The organism is Spelaeicoccus albus, assembly GCF_013409065.1.
GTDB classification, from domain to species: Bacteria; Actinomycetota; Actinomycetes; order Actinomycetales; family Brevibacteriaceae; genus Spelaeicoccus; species Spelaeicoccus albus.
On the sequence record NZ_JACBZP010000001.1, the window covers coordinates 456,650 to 475,204 of the forward strand.

General features: G+C 65.7%; 19 protein-coding genes. 9 read left to right on the forward strand and 10 right to left on the reverse strand.

The genetic code is table 11. From position 1 onward, the window contains the following. Positions 1–20: 20 nt before the first annotated feature. Together BJY26_RS02205 and BJY26_RS02210 are read right to left on the reverse strand one after the other, a co-directional pair. Positions 21–1,145 (reverse strand): LOG family protein, encoded by a 1,125-nt coding sequence (locus BJY26_RS02205; protein WP_237248823.1) that lies wholly within the window; start codon positions 1,143–1,145, stop codon positions 21–23. A gap of 36 nt (positions 1,146–1,181) precedes the next feature. Then, positions 1,182–1,856 carry an MBL fold metallo-hydrolase gene (locus BJY26_RS02210; protein WP_179425275.1) on the reverse strand — a complete coding sequence of 225 codons (675 nt, stop codon included), beginning with the start codon at positions 1,854–1,856 and terminating at the stop codon, positions 1,182–1,184. A gap of 86 nt (positions 1,857–1,942) precedes the next feature. Between BJY26_RS02210 and purS the strand changes: the two genes are divergently transcribed. Together purS and purQ are read left to right on the forward strand one after the other, a co-directional pair. Continuing rightward, on the forward strand, positions 1,943–2,239 hold the full coding sequence (gene purS / locus BJY26_RS02215) for a phosphoribosylformylglycinamidine synthase subunit PurS (RefSeq protein WP_179425277.1): 297 nt from the start codon (positions 1,943–1,945) through the stop codon (positions 2,237–2,239). Next, positions 2,236–2,952, forward strand: a complete 717-nt coding sequence (purQ, locus tag BJY26_RS02220; protein WP_179425279.1) for a phosphoribosylformylglycinamidine synthase subunit PurQ — start codon at positions 2,236–2,238, stop codon at positions 2,950–2,952. Before purS ends, purQ begins: the two co-directional genes overlap by 4 nt. A gap of 42 nt (positions 2,953–2,994) precedes the next feature. Here purQ and trhO read toward each other — a convergent pair whose 3' ends face one another. Then, positions 2,995–3,906: an oxygen-dependent tRNA uridine(34) hydroxylase TrhO gene (trhO, locus tag BJY26_RS02225; protein WP_179425281.1), complete on the reverse strand. Its 912-nt coding sequence runs from the start codon at positions 3,904–3,906 to the stop codon at positions 2,995–2,997. 64 nt (positions 3,907–3,970) lie between these two features. On the opposite strand from trhO, the gene BJY26_RS02230 reads away from it, so the two are divergent. From BJY26_RS02230 to BJY26_RS02245, 4 genes are all read left to right on the forward strand, one after another. Next, positions 3,971–4,744, forward strand: a complete 774-nt coding sequence (locus BJY26_RS02230) for a maleylpyruvate isomerase N-terminal domain-containing protein (RefSeq protein WP_179425283.1) — start codon at positions 3,971–3,973, stop codon at positions 4,742–4,744. 138 nt (positions 4,745–4,882) lie between these two features. Further along, on the forward strand, positions 4,883–5,245 hold the full coding sequence (locus tag BJY26_RS02235) for a GntR family transcriptional regulator (protein WP_179425285.1): 363 nt from the start codon (positions 4,883–4,885) through the stop codon (positions 5,243–5,245). Then, a complete protein-coding gene (locus BJY26_RS02240) occupies positions 5,242–6,168 on the forward strand; it encodes an ABC transporter ATP-binding protein (protein ID WP_179425287.1) in 927 nt (308 codons plus the stop codon). Before BJY26_RS02235 ends, BJY26_RS02240 begins: the two co-directional genes overlap by 4 nt. Further along, positions 6,165–6,851, forward strand: a complete 687-nt coding sequence (locus BJY26_RS02245) for a hypothetical protein (RefSeq protein WP_179425289.1) — start codon at positions 6,165–6,167, stop codon at positions 6,849–6,851. The genes BJY26_RS02240 and BJY26_RS02245 overlap by 4 nt, the downstream gene beginning before the upstream one ends. Before the next feature lie 2 nt (positions 6,852–6,853). Here BJY26_RS02245 and BJY26_RS02250 read toward each other — a convergent pair whose 3' ends face one another. Continuing rightward, entirely contained in the window at positions 6,854–8,041 is a 1,188-nt protein-coding gene (locus tag BJY26_RS02250; protein WP_179425291.1) for an amidohydrolase, read from the reverse strand. A 71-nt stretch (positions 8,042–8,112) separates the two neighbouring features. On the opposite strand from BJY26_RS02250, the gene purL reads away from it, so the two are divergent. Further along, positions 8,113–10,416, forward strand: a complete 2,304-nt coding sequence (purL, locus tag BJY26_RS02255; protein ID WP_179425293.1) for a phosphoribosylformylglycinamidine synthase subunit PurL — start codon at positions 8,113–8,115, stop codon at positions 10,414–10,416. A gap of 395 nt (positions 10,417–10,811) precedes the next feature. On the opposite strand, the gene BJY26_RS02260 is transcribed toward purL, so the two are convergent. The 5 genes from BJY26_RS02260 to BJY26_RS02280 all read right to left on the reverse strand — a co-directional run bounded on the left by BJY26_RS02260 (position 10,812) and on the right by BJY26_RS02280 (position 16,035). Beyond that, complete coding sequence (locus BJY26_RS02260) at positions 10,812–11,321, reverse strand: hypothetical protein (RefSeq protein WP_179425295.1); 510 nt, start codon at positions 11,319–11,321, stop codon at positions 10,812–10,814. A 108-nt stretch (positions 11,322–11,429) separates the two neighbouring features. Next, complete coding sequence (locus tag BJY26_RS02265) at positions 11,430–12,071, reverse strand: response regulator transcription factor (protein ID WP_179425297.1); 642 nt, start codon at positions 12,069–12,071, stop codon at positions 11,430–11,432. Beyond that, the gene (locus tag BJY26_RS02270) at positions 12,068–13,288 is read right to left on the reverse strand and encodes a sensor histidine kinase (RefSeq protein WP_179425299.1); all 1,221 of its coding nucleotides are present in this window, start codon (positions 13,286–13,288) and stop codon (positions 12,068–12,070) included. Before BJY26_RS02270 ends, BJY26_RS02265 begins: the two co-directional genes overlap by 4 nt. Before the next feature lie 21 nt (positions 13,289–13,309). Then, positions 13,310–13,840, reverse strand: a complete 531-nt coding sequence (locus tag BJY26_RS02275; protein WP_179425301.1) for a YbhB/YbcL family Raf kinase inhibitor-like protein — start codon at positions 13,838–13,840, stop codon at positions 13,310–13,312. 68 nt (positions 13,841–13,908) lie between these two features. Beyond that, positions 13,909–16,035 carry a S9 family peptidase gene (locus BJY26_RS02280; RefSeq protein WP_179425303.1) on the reverse strand — a complete coding sequence of 709 codons (2,127 nt, stop codon included), beginning with the start codon at positions 16,033–16,035 and terminating at the stop codon, positions 13,909–13,911. Between the two features lie 75 nt (positions 16,036–16,110). Between BJY26_RS02280 and BJY26_RS02285 the strand changes: the two genes are divergently transcribed. Both BJY26_RS02285 and BJY26_RS02290 read left to right on the forward strand, forming a co-directional pair. Continuing rightward, entirely contained in the window at positions 16,111–16,752 is a 642-nt protein-coding gene (locus tag BJY26_RS02285; protein ID WP_179425305.1) for a DUF3887 domain-containing protein, read from the forward strand. Positions 16,753–16,774: 22 nt separating this feature from the next. Continuing rightward, complete coding sequence (locus tag BJY26_RS02290) at positions 16,775–17,809, forward strand: CPBP family intramembrane glutamic endopeptidase (RefSeq protein WP_179425307.1); 1,035 nt, start codon at positions 16,775–16,777, stop codon at positions 17,807–17,809. Positions 17,810–17,915: 106 nt separating this feature from the next. Here BJY26_RS02290 and BJY26_RS02295 read toward each other — a convergent pair whose 3' ends face one another. Beyond that, a complete protein-coding gene (locus BJY26_RS02295; RefSeq protein WP_179425309.1) occupies positions 17,916–18,548 on the reverse strand; it encodes a GNAT family N-acetyltransferase in 633 nt (210 codons plus the stop codon). Positions 18,549–18,555 lie beyond the last annotated feature (7 nt).

Below are 18,555 nucleotides of genomic sequence, written 5' to 3' on the forward strand. Positions count from 1 at the left end.
CGGCGTCTCCCTCCGGCTGCCTACCCGAGGACGGCGAGCGCTTCGTCGATCGTGTCGACCAGGTGGATCCGTTCACCCATCAGACGTCCGCGGCCGAGCGATTGCACGAGGTCCCACGCCGGCAACGTGGTCTGCCAGTGTTTGCGGCCCACCAGCACCATGGGGCGCACGTCGCCCTCCGATGCGTAGTAGTTCTCGCAAGCGTCCTGGAAGATCTCTTGCACGGTGCCGGCCGCGCCGGGCAAGAAGATGATTCCGCCATTGCAGCGTTGCAGCAGGATGGCCTCGCGCACCGAGTTGGTGAAGTATTTGGCAATGTGCGTGGCGAACAGGTTGGGCGGCTCGTGTCCGTAGAACCAGGTCGGTATCCCCAGATTCGCCCGCCCGTCCGGATATCGGTCGAGCACCGAGGCCGCGCTTCGCGCCCAGTCGGTGACGGACGGCGTGAACGACGGCACGCGCGCCAGCTCGGCCAGGGCACGCTCGAACTCGGCGTCGTCCGCCCCATCGATGTACGCGCCGAAATTTGCCGCTTCCATGGCGCCCGGACCGCCGCCGGTCGCTATCGTGAACCCTTCGGCGGCCAAGCGCCGTCCCAACACGGCGGCCGCTGCGAAACCGGCGTCGTCCCGCGCCAAATCATGCCCGCCCATCACGCCGACGATGCGGCTGCCCGCAAAAGTCCCGGCCGCCAGCACATCGTCCAGCGCATCCGAAATGGCGTGATCGTGCAGCGCCGTGGCAAGAGTGACGTACAGGTCGCGTCGCACGTCGGCACCGCGGGTCCACGAGTAGATGCGGGCGTCAAGCGTGTCCTCGTACGGCCGAGTGGCGATGTGCTCGAACAAGTCGCCGGGCGAATACAGCTGCCCGCGATAGGCGTCGAACGGCACGTCCGGGACCGCCGGGAAGAGCAGAGCGCCCGCTTGCCGCAGTCCGGCCTGGGCGCCATCGGCAAACGAGCACCCGAGAAATACGGCACCGGAAGGATCGAGCCCTTCGGGAAGCCCGTCGCTGAAGTCGATCGAGTGCAGCTTCCACCCGGCCATGTCGGTCGCGCCGCTGCGGACGAGTGCGTCGAACTGCTCGCGCGTTTCGACGTCGCGCGAACGCGGATTGCGAACGAAAACCGAATGCGCCGTCATGCGCCCCAGCCTAGGGCAGAGCTCCGCGGCGGCGAGCTAGCGCACCGTCGTCGAGTCGTGCTGCCCGAGCTTACGCGCATCCAGCGTGACGCCCGTGGGCAGGTTGGCCCCGCCCATCTCGGCGGCGCGCGCCCAATACATGCCGTAGGCGACATCGGCAATGGTTCGGTCGTGGATCGGGAAGACCACGGACGGCGACACGTCCCGCACGAAGTCGACCATTTCGCCGACCTTCGCCCACGGGGCGCCGAGCGGCACGCCCAACACGTCCACGTCGTCCGGCGCGTACTCGTACGTATCGCCCGGATGGAAGAACACGGGCTCGCCGTCCGCGCGCACCAACGCCCCGACGTTGCCGACCCGCGGCAGATCCTGGTGGATGACTGCATGTCGGCCGCCCACTCCGGTGACCAGGACACCGCCCAAGAACACCTCGTCGCCCGGCGACAAGACCTCCCAGGTTCCGGCGACGTCGTTCAGCTGCGCCGCCGTCTCCTCTTCCGCCAGCAGACGCGCGCCCGGGTTTCCGGCGACGAGCTGCGGCAAGCGTTCGTGGTCGACGTGATCGGCGTGCTGATGCGTGACGATGATCGCTTCGAGCCCGGTCAGCTCGAACGTGTCGTCGGCCGAGAAGTTGCCTGGATCGAGCAGGATCCGCGAATCCGCCGCATCGACGAGAACTGCTGCATGTCCGAATCGTGTGAGCTGCATACCTCCATCATGGCACCATCGACTCAGGCGCCTCCGCGACCCGGTAATCTGGTGCCATCAGCTCGCCACACTTTTGAGGAGCCTTCATGGGACGTGTCGTCGTCGACGTCATGCCAAAGCCGGAAATTCTCGACCCGCAGGGCAAAGCGATCGCCGGCGCGCTGCCGCGACTGGGGTTCACCCGATTCGTGAACGTGCGCCAGGGTAAGCGTTTCGAACTCGAGGTCGATGGAGAAGTCACCGATGACGTGCTCGCCGAGGCTCACGAAGCCGCGGTCACGCTGTTGTCCAATCCGGTCATCGAGAACGTCGTGAACGTGCGCGCCGTCACGCCTGCCGAAATCGACCCCAGCGCCACCGAACTGATCGAGCCGGGCGAGTGAGCGCCGACGCCGCGGGGGCCCGTATCGGTGTCGTCACGTTCCCCGGATCGCTGGACGACGTGGACGCCGCACGGGCCGTCCGCCTTGCCGGTGCCGAGCCCGTCAAGCTCTGGCACGGGGAGAAATCCCTGTCGAACGTGGACGCCGTCCTGCTCCCCGGGGGATTTTCCTATGGCGACTACTTGCGTTGCGGGGCGATTGCCCGGTTCTCGGCAGTGATGGAGTCGATTGTGGACGCCGCAAACGGCGGACTTCCGGTGCTCGGAATCTGCAACGGTTTCCAGGTTTTGTGCGAAGCACACCTGCTGCCCGGCGCCCTGGTCGGCAACGACCGCCGCCAGTTCATTTGCCGGGATCAGACACTGCGTGTCGAAAACGCCTCGACGGCGTGGACGAACAAGTTCGCGAACGGCGAAGAGATAGTTGTCCCGCTCAAGAACGGCGAAGGCAGCTATATGGCCGACGAGCCGACGCTGGACAAACTCGAGGCCGAGAACCTCGTGGCGTTCCGGTACGTCGGGGTGAATCCGAACGGTTCGCGGCGCGATATCGCCGGCGTGACCAATCCCCGCGGCAACGTGGTGGGCCTCATGCCGCACCCCGAGCACGCCGTCGAAGCGGGATTCGGCCCGGACACTGCCACCGGAACCCGCACGGGAGTCGACGGGCAACGGTTCTTCACGTCGGTGCTCGGCACCCTGGTCTCGGCCTGACCCCCGCCCTTCCCTTCCGCCGAGCGGTGGACGGATGCCCGGTTACTCGCCGGTAACCGGGCATCCGTCCACCACTCGGCAGTCCTCGGGGCACACGGTGCCGGACAACGTCGCGGCACAGGTTTCGCAAAACAATCGAAGCCGTCGACACTCGAGGTTGGCGCAGTTGTGATATTGCGCAGTTGCGGCGCCGCAACTGCTGCAACGGCCCAGCGGAACGGTGTCCTTGCCGAACTCCACGTGCATGCGGCCGTCGAACACGTAGAGCGACCCCTGCCACAGCCCGTCGTCCTTGAATTCTTCGCCGTATCGCACGATGCCGCCGTCCAGCTGGTACACCTCGTCGAATCCGCGCTCGGTCATCAACGACGACAGCACCTCACAACGCACACCTCCCGTGCAATAGGTGACGACGGGGCGCGACTTCAAATGGTCGTATTTGCCGCTGTCGAGTTCGGCCACGAAGTCGCGAGTGGTATCCACATCGGGGACGACGGCGCCCGCGAATCGGCCGATCTCGGCCTCGAACTTGTTGCGGCCGTCGAAGAAGACGACATCGTCCCCTCGTTCATCGACAAGATCATGGACCTCTTGCGGCGCCAGTCGTTTGCCGCCGCCCAGCACTCCGTCCGCGCCGACTTTCAGCGCATCGGGCGCGCCGAAGCTGACGATCTCGGGACGAACCTTGACACTGAGTTTCGGAAAGTCGTTGCCGGCGCCGTCCGACCATTTGAAGTCGGCTCTCTTGAATGCCGCATAGCCCTTGGTGGCCTTCACGTAGCGTTTCACGCTGTCGATGTCGCCGCCCAGCGTGGCGTTGATGCCGTGCTCGCTGATCAGGATGCGTCCGGTGAGCCCTTCGCGCTCGGCCAACGTCCACTGCCACAGTCGAATGGCGTCCGGGTCGGGCAACGGCGTGAACACGTAAAACAAGATGATCTTCGGAACTGCCACCCCTTCAGGTTACCGGCCGGACGACACATAGAGACAAGGCGCCGGGCGTGCGAAAATGGCCCCTATGCCCACTAGCTTGACCTTCGATCAGCACCTCGCCGGACTCGAACGGGCTGCCGGACGTCTCGCGTATCACGGCGCGCACTCCGCCCCCGACGCTCCGGTACCGACGTGCCCCGGGTGGACGCAAGACGAGCTCCTGGTGCATCAATCGGTGATCCACCGGTGGGCGGAAGCGAATTTGCGCGGCCGGCGAGACGGCGGGCCCGGCGAGGACGACGTGCGCGCCGCACCCGACCGGATCGCGTACTTCCTGGAAGGGTACCGTGCGTTGGCAGCCACGCTGGTGCAAGCCGACCCCGAGCTCGAAGCGGCGGTGTTCTTGAACGACGCACCGCCGCCGCGGCACTTTTGGGCCCGCCGCCAATGTCATGAAACGACTATCCACTCAGTTGACGCGCTGGCGGCCGACCGTGGCCGGGTTCCCGCCGCGGAGGACTGCGCCATCGACCGGCAATTCGCCGTCGACGGCATCGATGAGCTCCTGACCGGGTTCGTTACCAGGAGTGCGACACGGATCCACCCGGGCTCCGGCCGCACCATCGCCGTCGTACCGTCGGACAGCGACCGCGCATGGGTGTTGCGATCGGAGGACAAACTCGTCACGACGCCGCTGACTTCGTCGGCGCCGGCCGTCTCGGACGCCGACACCACGTTCTCGGGCACGGCCGCCCAGTTGTATTTGGGCCTGTGGAACCGCGGCGACGAGATAGTCGAAACGGGTGACCCCCGCGTGCTCGACCTCTGGCGCGACACCGAACACGTCACCTGGAGCTAGCCCCGCCCTTCGCCGGGCAACACAAAGCACTTGACAACCATGCCCTCGAGGTTCCATGGTTAGTTAGTCGACTAATGAACTAACGAACCAATGATCCGGGTCGAGACGTCGATCTCGGATTGAACGCGAGGAGACCAGATGATCGAAGACGGTAAGCCGATCTTTATGCAGATCGCCGATCTTATCGAAAACGACATCCTAGAAGGTCGTCTCGATGAAGGCTCCAAAGCTCCGTCAACCAACGAGTTCGCAGCTTTTTTGCGCATCAACCCGGCAACCGCCGCCAAGGGCGTCAACCGGTTGGTCGAAGAAGGAATTCTAGTCAAACAGCGAGGGATCGGCATGTTCGTCACCGCAAACGCCCGGGCTAAGCTCCTAGCCGCCCGCCGCGAGAGATTCTTCCAGCAATACGTACTCCCCCTACAACGCGAGGCCCGCAAGCTCGGCATCACGCCGGCTCAACTCGCGGAAATGCTCCAGCGAGAGGATGTCACGGCATGACCGCCATCGTCGAGGCCCGCGGCCTCACCAAAAAATACCGCGACACAGTCGCACTCAACAATGTCGACTTGCGCTTCGAACCCGACAAGATCTACGGCCTGCTCGGCCGCAACGGTGCCGGCAAAACGACAATCATGTCGCTCTTGACCGCCCAGGACTTCGAAACCAGCGGCACCGTGCGTGTATTCGGCGAGCACCCGTATGAGAACGATCGCGTGCTGGAGCGAATATGCTTCATCCGCGAATCGCAGAAATATCCGGACGACTTCAAGCCGAAACACGCTTTCAAAGCCGCCGCCATGTTTTACGCAAATTGGGATCAACAGCTGTGTGACAGGCTTGTCGGCGATTTCGAACTTCCAACCAACCGCCGTATCAAGAAGCTCAGTCGCGGCCAGCTGTCAGCGGTCGGCGTCATCATCGGATTGGCCAGTCGTGCCGAGTTGACGTTCTTCGACGAGCCGTATTTGGGGCTGGACGCCGTGGCGCGCCAACTCTTCTACGACCGGCTGCTTGCCGATTACGCCGAATTCCCGCGCACCATCGTGCTCTCGAGCCACTTGATCGACGAGGTGTCCAACTTGCTCGAACACGTCATAGTCATCGATCACGGTGAAATCATCATGGACGACGACGCCGACCATATCCGCGACACCGCGGCAACCGTCGTCGGCCCGGCGTCCAAGGTCGAGCCATTCGTGGCCGGCATGAATGTCGTCCACCGCGAGGGATTCGGCGCACTGGCCTCCGTGACGGTGTCCGGCACGTTCAGTGATGCGCAACGCCGAGAGGCCGCCGACGCCGACCTCGAACTCGCACCGGTGTCGCTGCAACAACTCATCGTCCGCAAGACGATGCGAGGCGCCGGAAACGGCGGCAACGACGTCGCACCCACGATCAATGATTTGGAGGCTCTCCGATGAACCGCGCATTCAAGGTCGCCAGGCTTCAACTGGCTAACAAGTGGACGCTTATCGGAATACCGCTCGTCATCCTGGCGGCCGGCATTCTGGTCTCGCTCGCGATATTCACGTTCATTCCGGGGGGCTCGGAGAAGTTCTCGGGTGCCGGACAAGCACCGCTCTGGTATTTCTTTGCGGTCGGCATCCAGTCACTGACGCTGACGTTCCCGTTCTCGCAAGGGCTGAGCGTCAGTCGGCGTGCCTACTACATCGGCACCGTGGGGCTGGTACTCGTGCTGACGCTTCTCTGGGGCGTACTGTATTACCTCCTCGGCCTGCTCGAAGACGCCACGAACGGGTGGGGTGTCCAGGGTCATCTGTTCCACTTCCCGTGGGTCAGCGACGGTCCGTGGTACCGCACGGTTCTGTTCTTCTGGATTGCCACCATGTTCTTGTTCTTCATCGGCTTCTGGAGCGCCACGCTCTACAAACGGTGGCGGGCGACCGGTCTGTTGGTCGCCGGTATCGCCGTGGCGGCGCTCCTCGTGGCAATAATCGTCGTGGTGAACTTGTCAAACGGGTGGATTGCCGTCGGCAGTTGGTTTGCCGCCCAGACCTCGCTGTCGATCGGCGGATACGTTGCAATTATTGTGGCGTTGCTGGGCATCGGGTCGTTCCTGACCCTGCGGCGCACCACACCGTAAGGTCAGGCGGTGAAGCGGCCGGCGCGCACGACTTCCCGGCCGCCGGCAAGGACCAGTTCGCGCCGGGGTGCCGCCACGACGGCTTCGGCCACGGTTTCGGCATCGACAAGGACGACGTCCGCGCGAGCGCCCACCGTCAATCCCGCTCCGGGCCGGCCGACGAAATAGCCATTGGCCGCCACCCGAAGCGCCGCCTCGAGCTGGTCGTCACGCCGCCAACCGCAGCGGGCCGCCAGCGTGCCGGCCAGCCGGAGCATGTCGCCGTCGCCGTGCGGCGTCCAGAGATCGCGGACGCCGTCCGTGCCCAGTCCCAGCGGGACGCCCGCTTCGGCCAGGTCGGCCACGGGCAGTTGGTTGCCGGTCATGGGGGCGACCGTCGTCAGTGCCACGCCGGAGTCTGCCAACTCGGCGATCAGGTCCCGTTGCCGGCCGGCGTCCACGGTGGCGAGCCCGAATCCGTGCGCGATGGTGACCTTGCCGGCCAGGCCGCGTTGCCGGGTCCGCTCGATGATCAGCTCGAACTCGAACGCGCCGAGCTCGCCGCGGTCGTGCAAATGGATGTCGATGCCGACGCCGTGCCGTTCGGCGATGTCGAACAGCACGTCGAGTTGGCCGACCGGATCACGGTCGATTGTCGCCGGGTCGAGGCCGCCGATATATTGCGCGAGACCCCACGCCGCAGCGTCGTCCAGTAATTTGTCGACGCCCGGACGACGCAGCACGCCGTCCTGCGGAAACGCAATGAGCTCGAGTGCCACGTCGGCGCCGACGTCCGTCTCGGCTTCGCGCACTGCCTCGAGCCCGCGCAACCCCACCCCCGGATCGACGTCGACATGGCTACGGATGGCCGTCGTGCCGTGCCTGACGTATTCGCGGAGCTGCTCCGCGATCGAGCGGACGTCGGGCAGGCCGAGCCTGTCACGGTGCGTTCGCTCCAACGCGATCCGCTCATTCAGGTCGCGCGCCGGAGGGTTCGGCACCCAGGGTTTGCCCCACCAGGTCTTGTCGATGTGGGCGTGTGCGTTCACGAGCCCGGGCAACGCCAGCAGCCCCTGCCCGTCGATACGTCCGGCGTCCGGCCCCGCGGCGTCCGGCTCCGAAGTAGCCGGCCTGAGGGCAGTGATGGCTCCGCCGTCGATCTCCAAGTCGACCGGGGACCCCGCCCACGGGCGGACATTGGTCAGCAGCATAGCCAGTAAGCTTAGTGTGTCCGCGACTTTTGTCCACCACAGCGCACCCACGATAGGGCCGAATAACGCCGATGCCGAAGACTTTCGAAAAACGCGTCCAAGAAACCGTCGAGCACGCTGCCGCAACTCCCGACGTCGAGCAGCCGTACGCCGATCTCGGCCTGGCCGCCGACGAATACGAGCAGATCAAGGCCATTTTGGGCCGTCGCCCGACTTCGGCCGAGCTGGCCATGTATTCGGTGATGTGGAGCGAGCATTGCTCGTACAAGTCGTCGAAGGTGCACTTGAAGCAGTTCGGCTCGCAGGTCACCGAGGAGATGAAGAAGCATCTGTTGGTCGGCATGGGCGAGAATGCCGGCGTCGTCGACATCGGCGGCGGCTGGGCCGTCACGTTCAAGGTGGAAAGCCACAACCATCCCAGCTTCGTCGAGCCGTATCAGGGGGCGGCCACCGGCGTCGGCGGCATCGTGCGCGACATCATTTCAATGGGCGCGAGGCCCGTCGCCGTCATGGACCAGTTGCGGTTTGGGAAAATCGACCGCCCCGATACGGCGCGCGTCGTGCACGGAGTAGTGGCCGGCGTCGGCGGCTACGGCAATTGTCTCGGCTTGCCGAACATTGGCGGCGAGGTCGTGTTCGACCCGGTCTACCAGGGCAACCCGCTGGTGAACGCGCTGGCCGTCGGCGTGCTCCGCCACGACGATATCCGCTTGGCCAACGCGACCGGCAAGGGCAATAAAGTCGTGCTCTTCGGCGCCCGCACCGGCGGCGACGGCATCGGCGGTGCGTCGATCCTGGCGTCCGAGTCGTTCGACTCGACAAAGCCGAGCAAGCGCCCGGCCGTTCAGGTTGGCGACCCGTTTGCCGAAAAGGTGCTCATCGAATGCTGCCTCGAGCTCTTCGGCGCGGACGTCGTCGAAGGTATCCAGGATCTCGGCGCGGCAGGCATCTCGTGCGCCACCAGCGAGTTGGCCTCGAACGGCGACGGCGGTATGCATGTGGCGCTGGACGACGTGCTGCTGCGCGATCCGAGCTTGACCCCCGAAGAGATCCTGATGTCGGAATCGCAAGAACGCATGATGGCCGTCGTCCGGCCGGAGAAACTCGACGATTTCCTTGCCATCGCCGGCAAATGGGAGGTTGAGTCATCGGTGCTCGGCGAGGTGACCGATACCGGACGGCTGGTCATCGAATGGCACGGCGACGTGATTGTCGATGTGCCGCCGCGATCGGTCGCCCACGACGGCCCCGTGTACGAGCGGCCGTACGCTCGGCCCGAATGGCAGGACGGCGTGCAAGCCGACGGTACCGCGAAACTGGCCCGGCCGTCGTCCGGCGCGGAATTGGGCGAGCTCGTCGTCCGGCTGGCGGGCTCGCCGAACCTGTCCTCGCGGGCCTGGGTGACCGACCAGTACGACAGATACGTGCTCGGCAACACGGCCTTGGCGACGCCGGACGACGCCGGGGTGATCCGTGTCGATGAAGAGTCCGGCCTGGGCATCGCCATTTCGACCGATGCTAACGGCCGCTACGGCTATCTCGATCCGTACGATGGCGCGCGGTTGGCGCTCGCCGAGGCGTACCGGAACGTGGCCACGACCGGTGCGCGGCCGCTGGCCGTCACCGACTGCTTGAACTTCGGCTCGCCCGAGGACCCCGACACGATGTGGCAGTTCACCGAGGCCGTGCGCGGCGTGGCCGACGGCTGCCGCGAGCTGGGGGTGCCCGTCACGGGCGGCAACGTGTCACTGTACAACCAGACCGGAGGCACGGGTATCCACCCGACTCCGGTGGTCGGCGTGCTCGGCGTGTTCGACGATGTAGGGCGCCGGACGCCGTCCGGCTGGCGCGACGCCGGCCAGAGCATCTACCTGCTGGGATCGACTCGCGACGAGCTGGACGGTTCGGCCTGGGCGGACGTCGACCACGGGCATTTGGGCGGCACTCCCCCGGCCGTCGATCTGGCCGCGGAGCGCGAACTCGGCGAGATCCTGATCAACGCGTCCCGCGACGGAATGATCGATGCGGCGCATGACCTGTCCGAGGGCGGCCTGGCCCAAGCGCTTGTCGAAGGATGCCTCCGGTTCGGCGTTGGCGCGCGGGTCTGGCTCGAGGAGCTGTGCGCTCGCGACGGCGTCGATATTTTTGCCGCCTTGTTCTCCGAATCGGCCGCGCGCGCCATCGTGTCGGTGCCGCGCAGCGAAGAGGTCCGGTTCACGGACATGTGCACGGCCCGCCGATTCACGCACCGGCGCATCGGCGTCGTCGATCCGGGTGCCGGCAAGCCGACGCTTGACGTGCAGGGCCAGTTCGAGCTGCCGTTGGACCGATTGCGCGAGGCCAGCGAGGGCACGCTGCCGCGGTATTTCGGTTAGCTCCTACCTCTTTATTGCGGGGAAGAAACCGGCAGAACGCCCCTCGGCGTATGAACCGCGCAGTCGCGTGCGTTCCGGACGGAAGTCCGGAAGGTCGAAAACGGCGCGGGGCGTCATGGTCGTCTCTGGTCGGGACTCCGTCGGGCCGGGGACGACGACATCCGGCGGCCGCGACCACGGCTCTCCCCGTCCGCCGAGTGGTGGCGAGTGGCTGCGAAATCGTCGATTTCGCAGCCACTCGCCACCACTCGGCAAGGCGGGGCCACCACTGGCCACCACTCGGCGCGGCAGTGATCACCGGCTGGTGCCAAACCGCACGGTTGTCAACCTTCCGGGCGGGTTTTTCCTCGGCATCAGCCAGCACGGTCAAAAACTGCGCGGTTCACGTCGGCGGGTTACCGGACTTCGGTCAGTGAGCGTGCGGGGCGTTCGCTGCTGTGGGCGTTGTAACGCGAGAGCACCAACGCGTTCTGCGTGAACCGGTTCACCGCGACCGTCAACATTATGACCGAGACGGAACCCGCCACGGTGGCGCCCGAGGCGTGCGCAAGCGCGTCGACCCCCAGGCGCACGGCGATGAATCCGATCCACAGTGCGGCTCCGATAGCGCCGGCTCTCGAGTAGACGACGTCGCCGTCGGTCTTGAATTTCACGACTTTGCCCATGATCAGGCCGAGGGCCACTGCTATCACGGTTTGCCCGGCGATGAACCACGCGTCCAGCGCCGTGAAGGATTGCGCGCCGGCGACGAGGTCCTTCAGGTCGTAAAGACCGATGGCAGCTAAGACGGCCGGAAGGATCAACAGCTTGCGCGGATTGACGCGGCCCCAGGAGAGCTGCCGGTAGGCGACGAGGCCGATGACTGCGACGCCGATCAACACGTCGAGATAGATTTGCGGGTTCATGAGAGTCCCTTTTCTTCAGTGGCGTTGGCTACCCCTCAAGAATCCCGTGACACGCAGGCCCGGCCCACCACCCGCGGATGGAGATCGGGGTGGAGAAACGGGTGGAAACTATCGGCCCCGTCCGGCGGCGATCCGCACGGCCTCGGCCCTGTCGCGAATATCCAGCTTCGCGAACAAGTTGTTGATATGAGTTTTCACGGTTGCCGTCGAGACGAAAAGCCGATCGGCGATTTCGCCGTTGTTCAGGCCCTCGCCGATGAGGTCGAGCACTTCGCGTTCGCGGCGCGTCAGCGTCGTCAGATCCCGCCGCTCGACGGTCGTGGCGTCGGCGGGTACGCGCAAGCCGGCCAACACTCTTCCCGACACGTGCGAATCCAGCGTCGTCTGCCCCCGGACGACGGCTCGCAAGGCAGCGGCGATGTCTTCCCGACCGGCGTCCTTCGTCAGGTATCCGCGTGCGCCGGCCGCAAGCGCTCCGGCGATCGACTCGTCGTCCGCGAACGTCGTCAGCACGAGGATGGCCACCCCGGGGTGATCGGCGAGGATCGCTTTCGTGGCTCCGGTTCCATCAAGTCTCGGCATGCGCAGATCCATCAGGACGGCGTCCGGCACAAGTTGCCGAACCAGCTCCACCGCCGCCTGGCCATCCGCAGCGTCGGCCACGACTTCGATGTCGTCCACGAGGCCCAGCACCGTCACCAGTCCGTCGCGCACGATGTCCTGGTCATCGGCCACTACCACGCGGATCATTTGTGCGCTCCCCCGCAAGAGCCGAGCGGCACTGACGCGCTGACGCGCCACGTTCCGCCCGCAGCCGGGCCGGCCTGCAGCTTGCCGCCCACGGCGTCCATGCGCTCGCGCATTCCGGCGATTCCGGCGCCCGAGCCGGTAGCGGCAAGGTCGCCGGCCGTACCCGCGTCGTTCGCCACGTCGACCCGGACGACTTCGTGGTCGATGCGCAGCCACACCGTCACGTCGGCACCGAACGCATGCTTGCGTGAATTGTTCAGCGCCTCACGCACCACGGCCAGCAGCGCGTCCGTTACCTGCTCCGGCACGTTTGCCGCCCCGGCGTCGCCGGTGAGGCGTGCGTTCCCTGCGTCGTAGGCATTGACCATTGCTCGCAGCGCCGCTGACAGCCCCGGAGCGTCGGTGCGCAGCGCCGTGACGGCCCGGCGCGCATCGTCCAGGCCCTCGACGGCCAGAGCACGAGCCCTGCGGAGCCGCTTCGATGCGCCGTCGACGTCCTGATTCACGCTCAGCTGTCCTTCGGCGGCGTCCAGCTGCACCACAAGACCGCCAAGCGCGTGCGCCAGGACGTCGTGCAGATCGCGGGCGATCCGGCTTCGTTCGGCAAGGGCGGCGTTACTGGCCTCGACGGCGCGTGTCTCTTCGGCCTGGTCGAGTAACTGACGCTGAGTCTCGATCAACTGTCGGGTCTGCTCCGCGACAAGTCGGGCCTGCCGTCGGCCGTACCCGATGAAGCCGGCCACGACGACGCCGAATGTCGTCCACGCCCAGTCCGCGAGGTCGTCGGTCTGGACAAGGGCGGCGATCTCGAATGCGATCAGGCATACCACGGCAACGGCAATGCCGATACGGATGCCGATCGTCGCTCTGGCAATGATGGCGACGATCCCGCCGATGGCAAAGATGATCACCAATTCGAACCGCCCCGGCACGGCGCCCACAATGCTCCCGAACAGTGCGGGGACGCCGAGCATGGCCAGGAACGCCGTCCCCGGCAGCCTCTCGCCGGCCACCACCCAGATCAGCCAGCAGAGCAAACACGCCACGATTGCGGCAGGCACGACGCCGAACGGCCACAAGGCGCCGGAGCGGGCCAGGTAGAAGACGAAAACGGCAATGCCGACGACGCGCAGCCCAATGCGGGCCGCCGACCGGTTGAGACCTGCCGTCGCCCGCTCGTCGGCAGTATCGTCCGCCGGCCCGCGCGGGGTGGTCACGACCTGACGGGGCGGGTCGGATCAGTCGATTTCATGCGTGCCGACAAGGACGCCGCGACCGATCGCGTGCGAGAACAGGTTGAACCCCAGGAACGACGGCGTGGCGTTGTCGGGAAGGTCGAGGCTCTCCACGTCGACGGCGTGCACGGCGATGTAGTAGTGGTGCGGCCCGTGTCCGGGCGGCGGGGCGGCACCGATGAACCGTTTGGCCGACGCGTCGTTGGCCAGCTGCACGGCGCCGTCCGGAAGCCCCGATCCCGCGTCGTCACCGGCTCCGGCGTCCAGCGACGTGCACGAGGCCGGAATATCGGCCACCGCCCAGTGCCAGAATCCGGCGGCGGTCGGCGCGTCGGGGTCGTAGACGGTGACGGTGAAGCTCTTGGTCTCGGGCGGGAAGCCGCTCCAGCTCAATTGCGGCGACACGTCGCGGCCGCCGGCGCCCATGATGCCGCTGACCTGGTCGTTCCCCAACGGCTGACCGTCGTCGAGATCCGTCGACGTCAGCGCGATTTCCGGCAGCTTCGGTAAGTGCTGGTACGGGTTGTGCGTCATGGCGATATCTCCTTTTGATTGGGTCAATTCCGACAATACGCGTCCTTCAGCCGTGCTGCACCGCTCCCTCAGCGGGGCGCGGTATCGGCGCCGGCGACGTCCACGATCCACGCGTACTCGAAAGCGACTTCCTTCCAGCTCTCGTACCTCCCACTCACGCCGCCGTGCCCCGCGCTCATTTCGGTCTTGAGCAGGACGTCGGCGCCCACGTCTCGCAGCCTGGCCGCCCATTTGGCCGGCTCGACGTAGAGCACGCGGGTGTCGTTCAAACTGGTGGTGGCGAGGATTCGCGGATATTTTTGATCCGTCACGTTCTCATACGGCGAGTACGACTTCATGTACTCGTAAACTTGGCGGTCGTGCAGCGGATCGCCCCATTCGTCCCATTCGATGACCGTCAGCGGCAGCGACGGGTCGAGGATCGAGGTCAGGGCATCCACGAACGGCACGTCGGCCACGATGCCGGCGAACCGGCCCGGCGCCATATTGGCGATCGCTCCCATCAGGAGCCCGCCGGCGCTCCTCCCGAGCGCGACAAGGTTGTCGGGCGTCGTCCACCGGCGTGCGATGAGGTGATCGGCCGCAGCGATGAAATCGGTGAAAGTGTTGCGCTTGGTCAGCGTCTTTCCCTGGTCGTACCATTGGCGGCCCATCTCTCCGCCGCCGCGCACATGGGCAACGGCATAGACCACTCCCCGGTCGAGCAGCGATAGCCGCGGCACCGAGAAGCCCGGCTCCATGCTCGCCTCATACGACCCGTACCCGTACAGCAGCAGCGGCGCCGGCTCTCCCGGGGCGACGAGATCCTTGCGGTACACGAGTGAGAGCGGCACCTCCACGCCCGGTGCGACCGACACCCATTCACGCTTTTGCGCGTATTTCCGCCAATCGTATCCACCGAGGACGGGCTGGCGTTTGAGTTCGCGCAGTTCACCCGTTGCAGGCACGTAGTCGTACACGACGCGGGGCGTCACGAACGACGTGTAGGCAAGGCGCAGGGTCGGCTGCGACCATTCGGGATTTGCCGAAATGCCGCACGCGTACAACTCTTCGTCGAACTCGATTTCGTGCAGGCGGCCGACCGGTTCCGGGCCGTCGTGCAGCGGCATCAGGCCGATGCGGGTCAGTGCGGCACGTCGGTAGCTCACCGCCAGGAAGCTCTCGAACGCATCGACGTCCTCGAGCCGGACGCTGTCGTCGTGCGGCATCAGCACACGCGAATCGTCGCGGTTCAGCGGATCGCCGGCCGGAACGTCGACGAGTTCGAAGTTCGGGCCCGCCTGGTTGTGCACGATGAGGAACCGGTCGTCTCCGCCGATGACGGCATGCTCGACCGAGTATTCGACGCCCGGGACGGCCGGCCATACGACGCGGAATTCGCCTTCGGGATCGGAGGCATCCAATACGCGAACCTCGGAGGTGACTTTGGACGACGTCTCGATCATCAGGTAGGTCTCGCTTCTCGTCGACCCAAAACCGGACCAGAACCGTTCGTCCGGCTGGTGGAAGACGCAAACGTCGTCGGCCACGTCAGTGCCGACCCGGTGCCGCCAAATCCGATCGGGCCGCCAGGCGTCGTCCACCGTCGGGTAGAACACGTAACGTCCGTCGTACGTCAGCTCGGCGCCGGGGAACGTGCCGGCGATCTCATCCGGGAGGGTGCGGCCGGTGGTCAGGTCTTTGAGGCGAAGGGTGTATCGCTCGTCGCCTTCCGTATCCACCGAGTACGCCAGCAGCGCCCCGTCACCCGACAAGCTGAAGGCGCCAAGTGAGAAGAACTCGTGACCGTCGGCCAATTCGTTTGCGTCAAGCAGGCTCTGTTCCCCCGGCACGTCGGCGCCGGCCTCGAGCGTCGGCGGCGTCCAATCGTCGTGACTCGCGACCGGACACCGGGCATGGACGCCGTACTGTTTGCCCAGGGCGGTCTTCGTGTAATACCAATGCGCGCCGTAGCGTTGCGGAACCGACAGATCGGTCTCCTTGGTGCGGCTTTTGATCTCGTCGAAGATGGCCCCACGCGTTCCGGCCAAATGCTCCGTCTGTTGCCGGGCGTAGGCGTTCTCGGCTTCGAGATGAGCCCGAACTTTCGGCGATTCCTTATCGCGCAGCCATTCGTAGTCGTCGATGAACGTGTCGCCGTGATGCTGACGGCGGCTTGGGAGCTTTTCCGCTCGAGGCGGATTCAGGGGCGTCATGGTCAACACTGTACTTGTCGCCGGTCTGTCAAGTATTGCTTGACACAAACGGAGATGTAAACCTAGCCTTGACACATGACGGCACGGAACGCAAACTCTTCCGATCCGAGCGCTCCCCTGGCCGAATCGGCCGCGCAGCTGACGGCCTCGGTGGAGTCGCTTCATAGTGTTCTGGCTGCGGACGCCGATGGGCTGGCCGCAGTTCGCGCAGCGCTTGCGACGCGCCGGGCCGCGGATGCCGTTGTTCCGGCGGCCGTCGAAACGGCGCGTGCCCGCGGCCGCACCTGGCAGGAGATCGGAGACATTCTCGGCATCAGCCGCCAGGCCGCATTTCAACGGTTCGGCCATCCGGTCGATCCCAGGACAGGAGGACCCATGAACAAGACGCCGCTCCCCGACGCGGTCCACCGTGCCGCCGAAGCCTTCGAGTGGATGCAGGCCGGACGATGGCACGACGTCTACGCATCGTTCGACGAGACCATGCAAGGCAAACTCCCCGAAGAACAGCTCGGAAGCGTGTGGGCGCAAGTCGTCGCCACGGTCGGCGACTTCGGCGCAGCGGGCACGCCGGCCGCGCGTCGAGCGGCCGACTACACGGTCGTCGACGTACCGCTGAGTTTCGAAGCCGCCGAAATGGTCGGCCGCGTCACCTATGACGATGCCGGCAAGATCGCCGGCTTTTTCGTGCTGACCCCCGAACAAGCAAAGAGTTTCTGAGATACGTGAGGAGTAGCCGATCATGAATTCTCAGTACACGGCCGTCCCGCCGCCCTCCGAACCGACGGAATCCGCCGAGCCGGAAGTCTTCCCGGCCCGGGTGCCGTGGGGATCCGTCGTCGCGTTCTTCGTGATCGCGTGCGGACTGGCCTGGCTGGCCGCGTTGCCGTTGTGGCTGCGCGGGCACGGGATGGCGGATCCGCTTTTGCGGCTCTTTGCCGCGATCATGATGTATACGCCGGCGATTGCCGCGTTGATTGTGGTGTTCTTCGTCCAACGGCCGCGGCCGACGCGAATCGGCGAGTATTTGGGCCTGTGGCCGTTGCGGCCGGCGAAACGGACCATTTGGCTGGCGGTCATCGCGATCTTCGGCATGAGCGCGATCATAGTGGCGGGTGTGTTCCTGGCCGCCGCCTTCGGACAGATCAAGCTGGATCTTATCCATTTCTCGGGCTTCAGGCAGTCGATAGCGGCAGCTTTGAACGCTACGCCGGGGGCCGAGCATTCGACCGGAGGACCGGCCCTACCGGTCGGCGTGATCGTCACCGTCCAGATCATTGCGATTCCCTTTGCGGCAATCATTCCCAACGCGCTGCTCACCATTGGCGAAGAATTAGGTTGGCGCGGCTGGCTGCTCCCCACCTTGCGGCCGCTCGGCACCTGGCCTGCTCTCCTCGTCACCGGAGCGATCTGGGGATTCTGGCACACACCGCTCATCCTGCTGGGGTACAACTTCGGCCTGACCAATTGGTACGGCGTGTTGTTGATGATCGCCGCGTCCATGATTCTCGGCATTCTGATCGGATGGTTGCGGTTGCGGACGGCATCCGTCTGGCCGTGCGTCTTTGCTCATGGCGCGGCGAACGCCGCCGGTGGGTTCGCCGGCCTTGTCGTGGCGGCCGGCGATCATCCGAGCCCGATAGCGGCCGGACCGCTCGGGTGGATCACGTGGATAGTGATGGCGGTCGTCATCGGCATCCTCTTGGTCACCGGTCAGTTCACGAAACAGCCGCGGCTACGGCGAAGGTCCACACCGGCAAACGTCATCGAGTTCTGACCCGCGCAGGACATGTGGTCCGGCCGCGGGGCCGTTTGTCAGCCGCGGTGTTGTTGAGAGGACCCCGCCGCGAGCAAACTACCCCGCAACCCCCGCCACCGGCGCGCTAACCGATCCGCGCTTCGAGACCGGCCTTCACGCCGTCCCATTCGGACGCCAGGATCGAGAACACCACCGTGTCGCGGAAGCTGCCGTCGGCGCGGCGTGTATGCCGACGCAAGACACCCTCTTTGGTCGCGCCGAGTTTCGCGATGGCCGCTTGCGAGCGCGGGTTGATGTTGTCGGTTTGAATCTTCACGCGACCGAAACCGTGGTCAAAGGCGTAGCCAAGCAGCAGCAACTTGGCCGCGGGATTGACGGCGGTGCTCCACCAGGGCGGGCCGTACGCCGTCCAGCCCAAATGGATACGCTCGTTGACCGGGTCGATATCGCCGAGCGATGAGGTGCCGACGACTGTTCCGGCGGTGCCCAGCCGGGAATCCGCGGCGAGCCGAGCTACGAAGACGAGCCTTGTCCCGACGGCGTTTGCCGCGACGCCCGGCTCGACGAGCAGGGCCGACATCTCCGCCGCGTCGCGTGGCCGGCCGGCAGGGCCGCCGCCGTATCCGGCAGCCCACACGCCGGCGTCGTCCAAACACTCGAAGAGTTCCGGAGCATCGCCCGACACCATCGGGTCCAGCCGGACGACGGGGCCCGGCAGCGACGACGGGGCCGGGTTCCGCAAGCTCCGCTCAACCATCGACGGT

Coding starts and splice junctions, on each gene's coding strand:
- BJY26_RS02205 (WP_237248823.1), bottom strand. CDS start 1,145: ATGACGGCGCATTCGGTTTTCGTTCGCAATCCGCGTTCGCGCGACGTC.
- BJY26_RS02210 (WP_179425275.1), bottom strand. CDS start 1,856: ATGCAGCTCACACGATTCGGACATGCAGCAGTTCTCGTCGATGCGGCG.
- purS (WP_179425277.1), top strand. CDS start 1,943: ATGGGACGTGTCGTCGTCGACGTCATGCCAAAGCCGGAAATTCTCGAC.
- BJY26_RS02230 (WP_179425283.1), top strand. CDS start 3,971: ATGCCCACTAGCTTGACCTTCGATCAGCACCTCGCCGGACTCGAACGG.
- BJY26_RS02235 (WP_179425285.1), top strand. CDS start 4,883: ATGATCGAAGACGGTAAGCCGATCTTTATGCAGATCGCCGATCTTATC.
- BJY26_RS02240 (WP_179425287.1), top strand. CDS start 5,242: ATGACCGCCATCGTCGAGGCCCGCGGCCTCACCAAAAAATACCGCGAC.
- BJY26_RS02245 (WP_179425289.1), top strand. CDS start 6,165: ATGAACCGCGCATTCAAGGTCGCCAGGCTTCAACTGGCTAACAAGTGG.
- BJY26_RS02250 (WP_179425291.1), bottom strand. CDS start 8,041: ATGCTGCTGACCAATGTCCGCCCGTGGGCGGGGTCCCCGGTCGACTTG.
- purL (WP_179425293.1), top strand. CDS start 8,113: ATGCCGAAGACTTTCGAAAAACGCGTCCAAGAAACCGTCGAGCACGCT.
- BJY26_RS02260 (WP_179425295.1), bottom strand. CDS start 11,321: ATGAACCCGCAAATCTATCTCGACGTGTTGATCGGCGTCGCAGTCATC.
- BJY26_RS02265 (WP_179425297.1), bottom strand. CDS start 12,071: ATGATCCGCGTGGTAGTGGCCGATGACCAGGACATCGTGCGCGACGGA.
- BJY26_RS02275 (WP_179425301.1), bottom strand. CDS start 13,840: ATGACGCACAACCCGTACCAGCACTTACCGAAGCTGCCGGAAATCGCG.
- BJY26_RS02280 (WP_179425303.1), bottom strand. CDS start 16,035: ATGACGCCCCTGAATCCGCCTCGAGCGGAAAAGCTCCCAAGCCGCCGT.
- BJY26_RS02285 (WP_179425305.1), top strand. CDS start 16,111: ATGACGGCACGGAACGCAAACTCTTCCGATCCGAGCGCTCCCCTGGCC.
- BJY26_RS02290 (WP_179425307.1), top strand. CDS start 16,775: ATGAATTCTCAGTACACGGCCGTCCCGCCGCCCTCCGAACCGACGGAA.
- BJY26_RS02295 (WP_179425309.1), bottom strand. CDS start 18,548: ATGGTTGAGCGGAGCTTGCGGAACCCGGCCCCGTCGTCGCTGCCGGGC.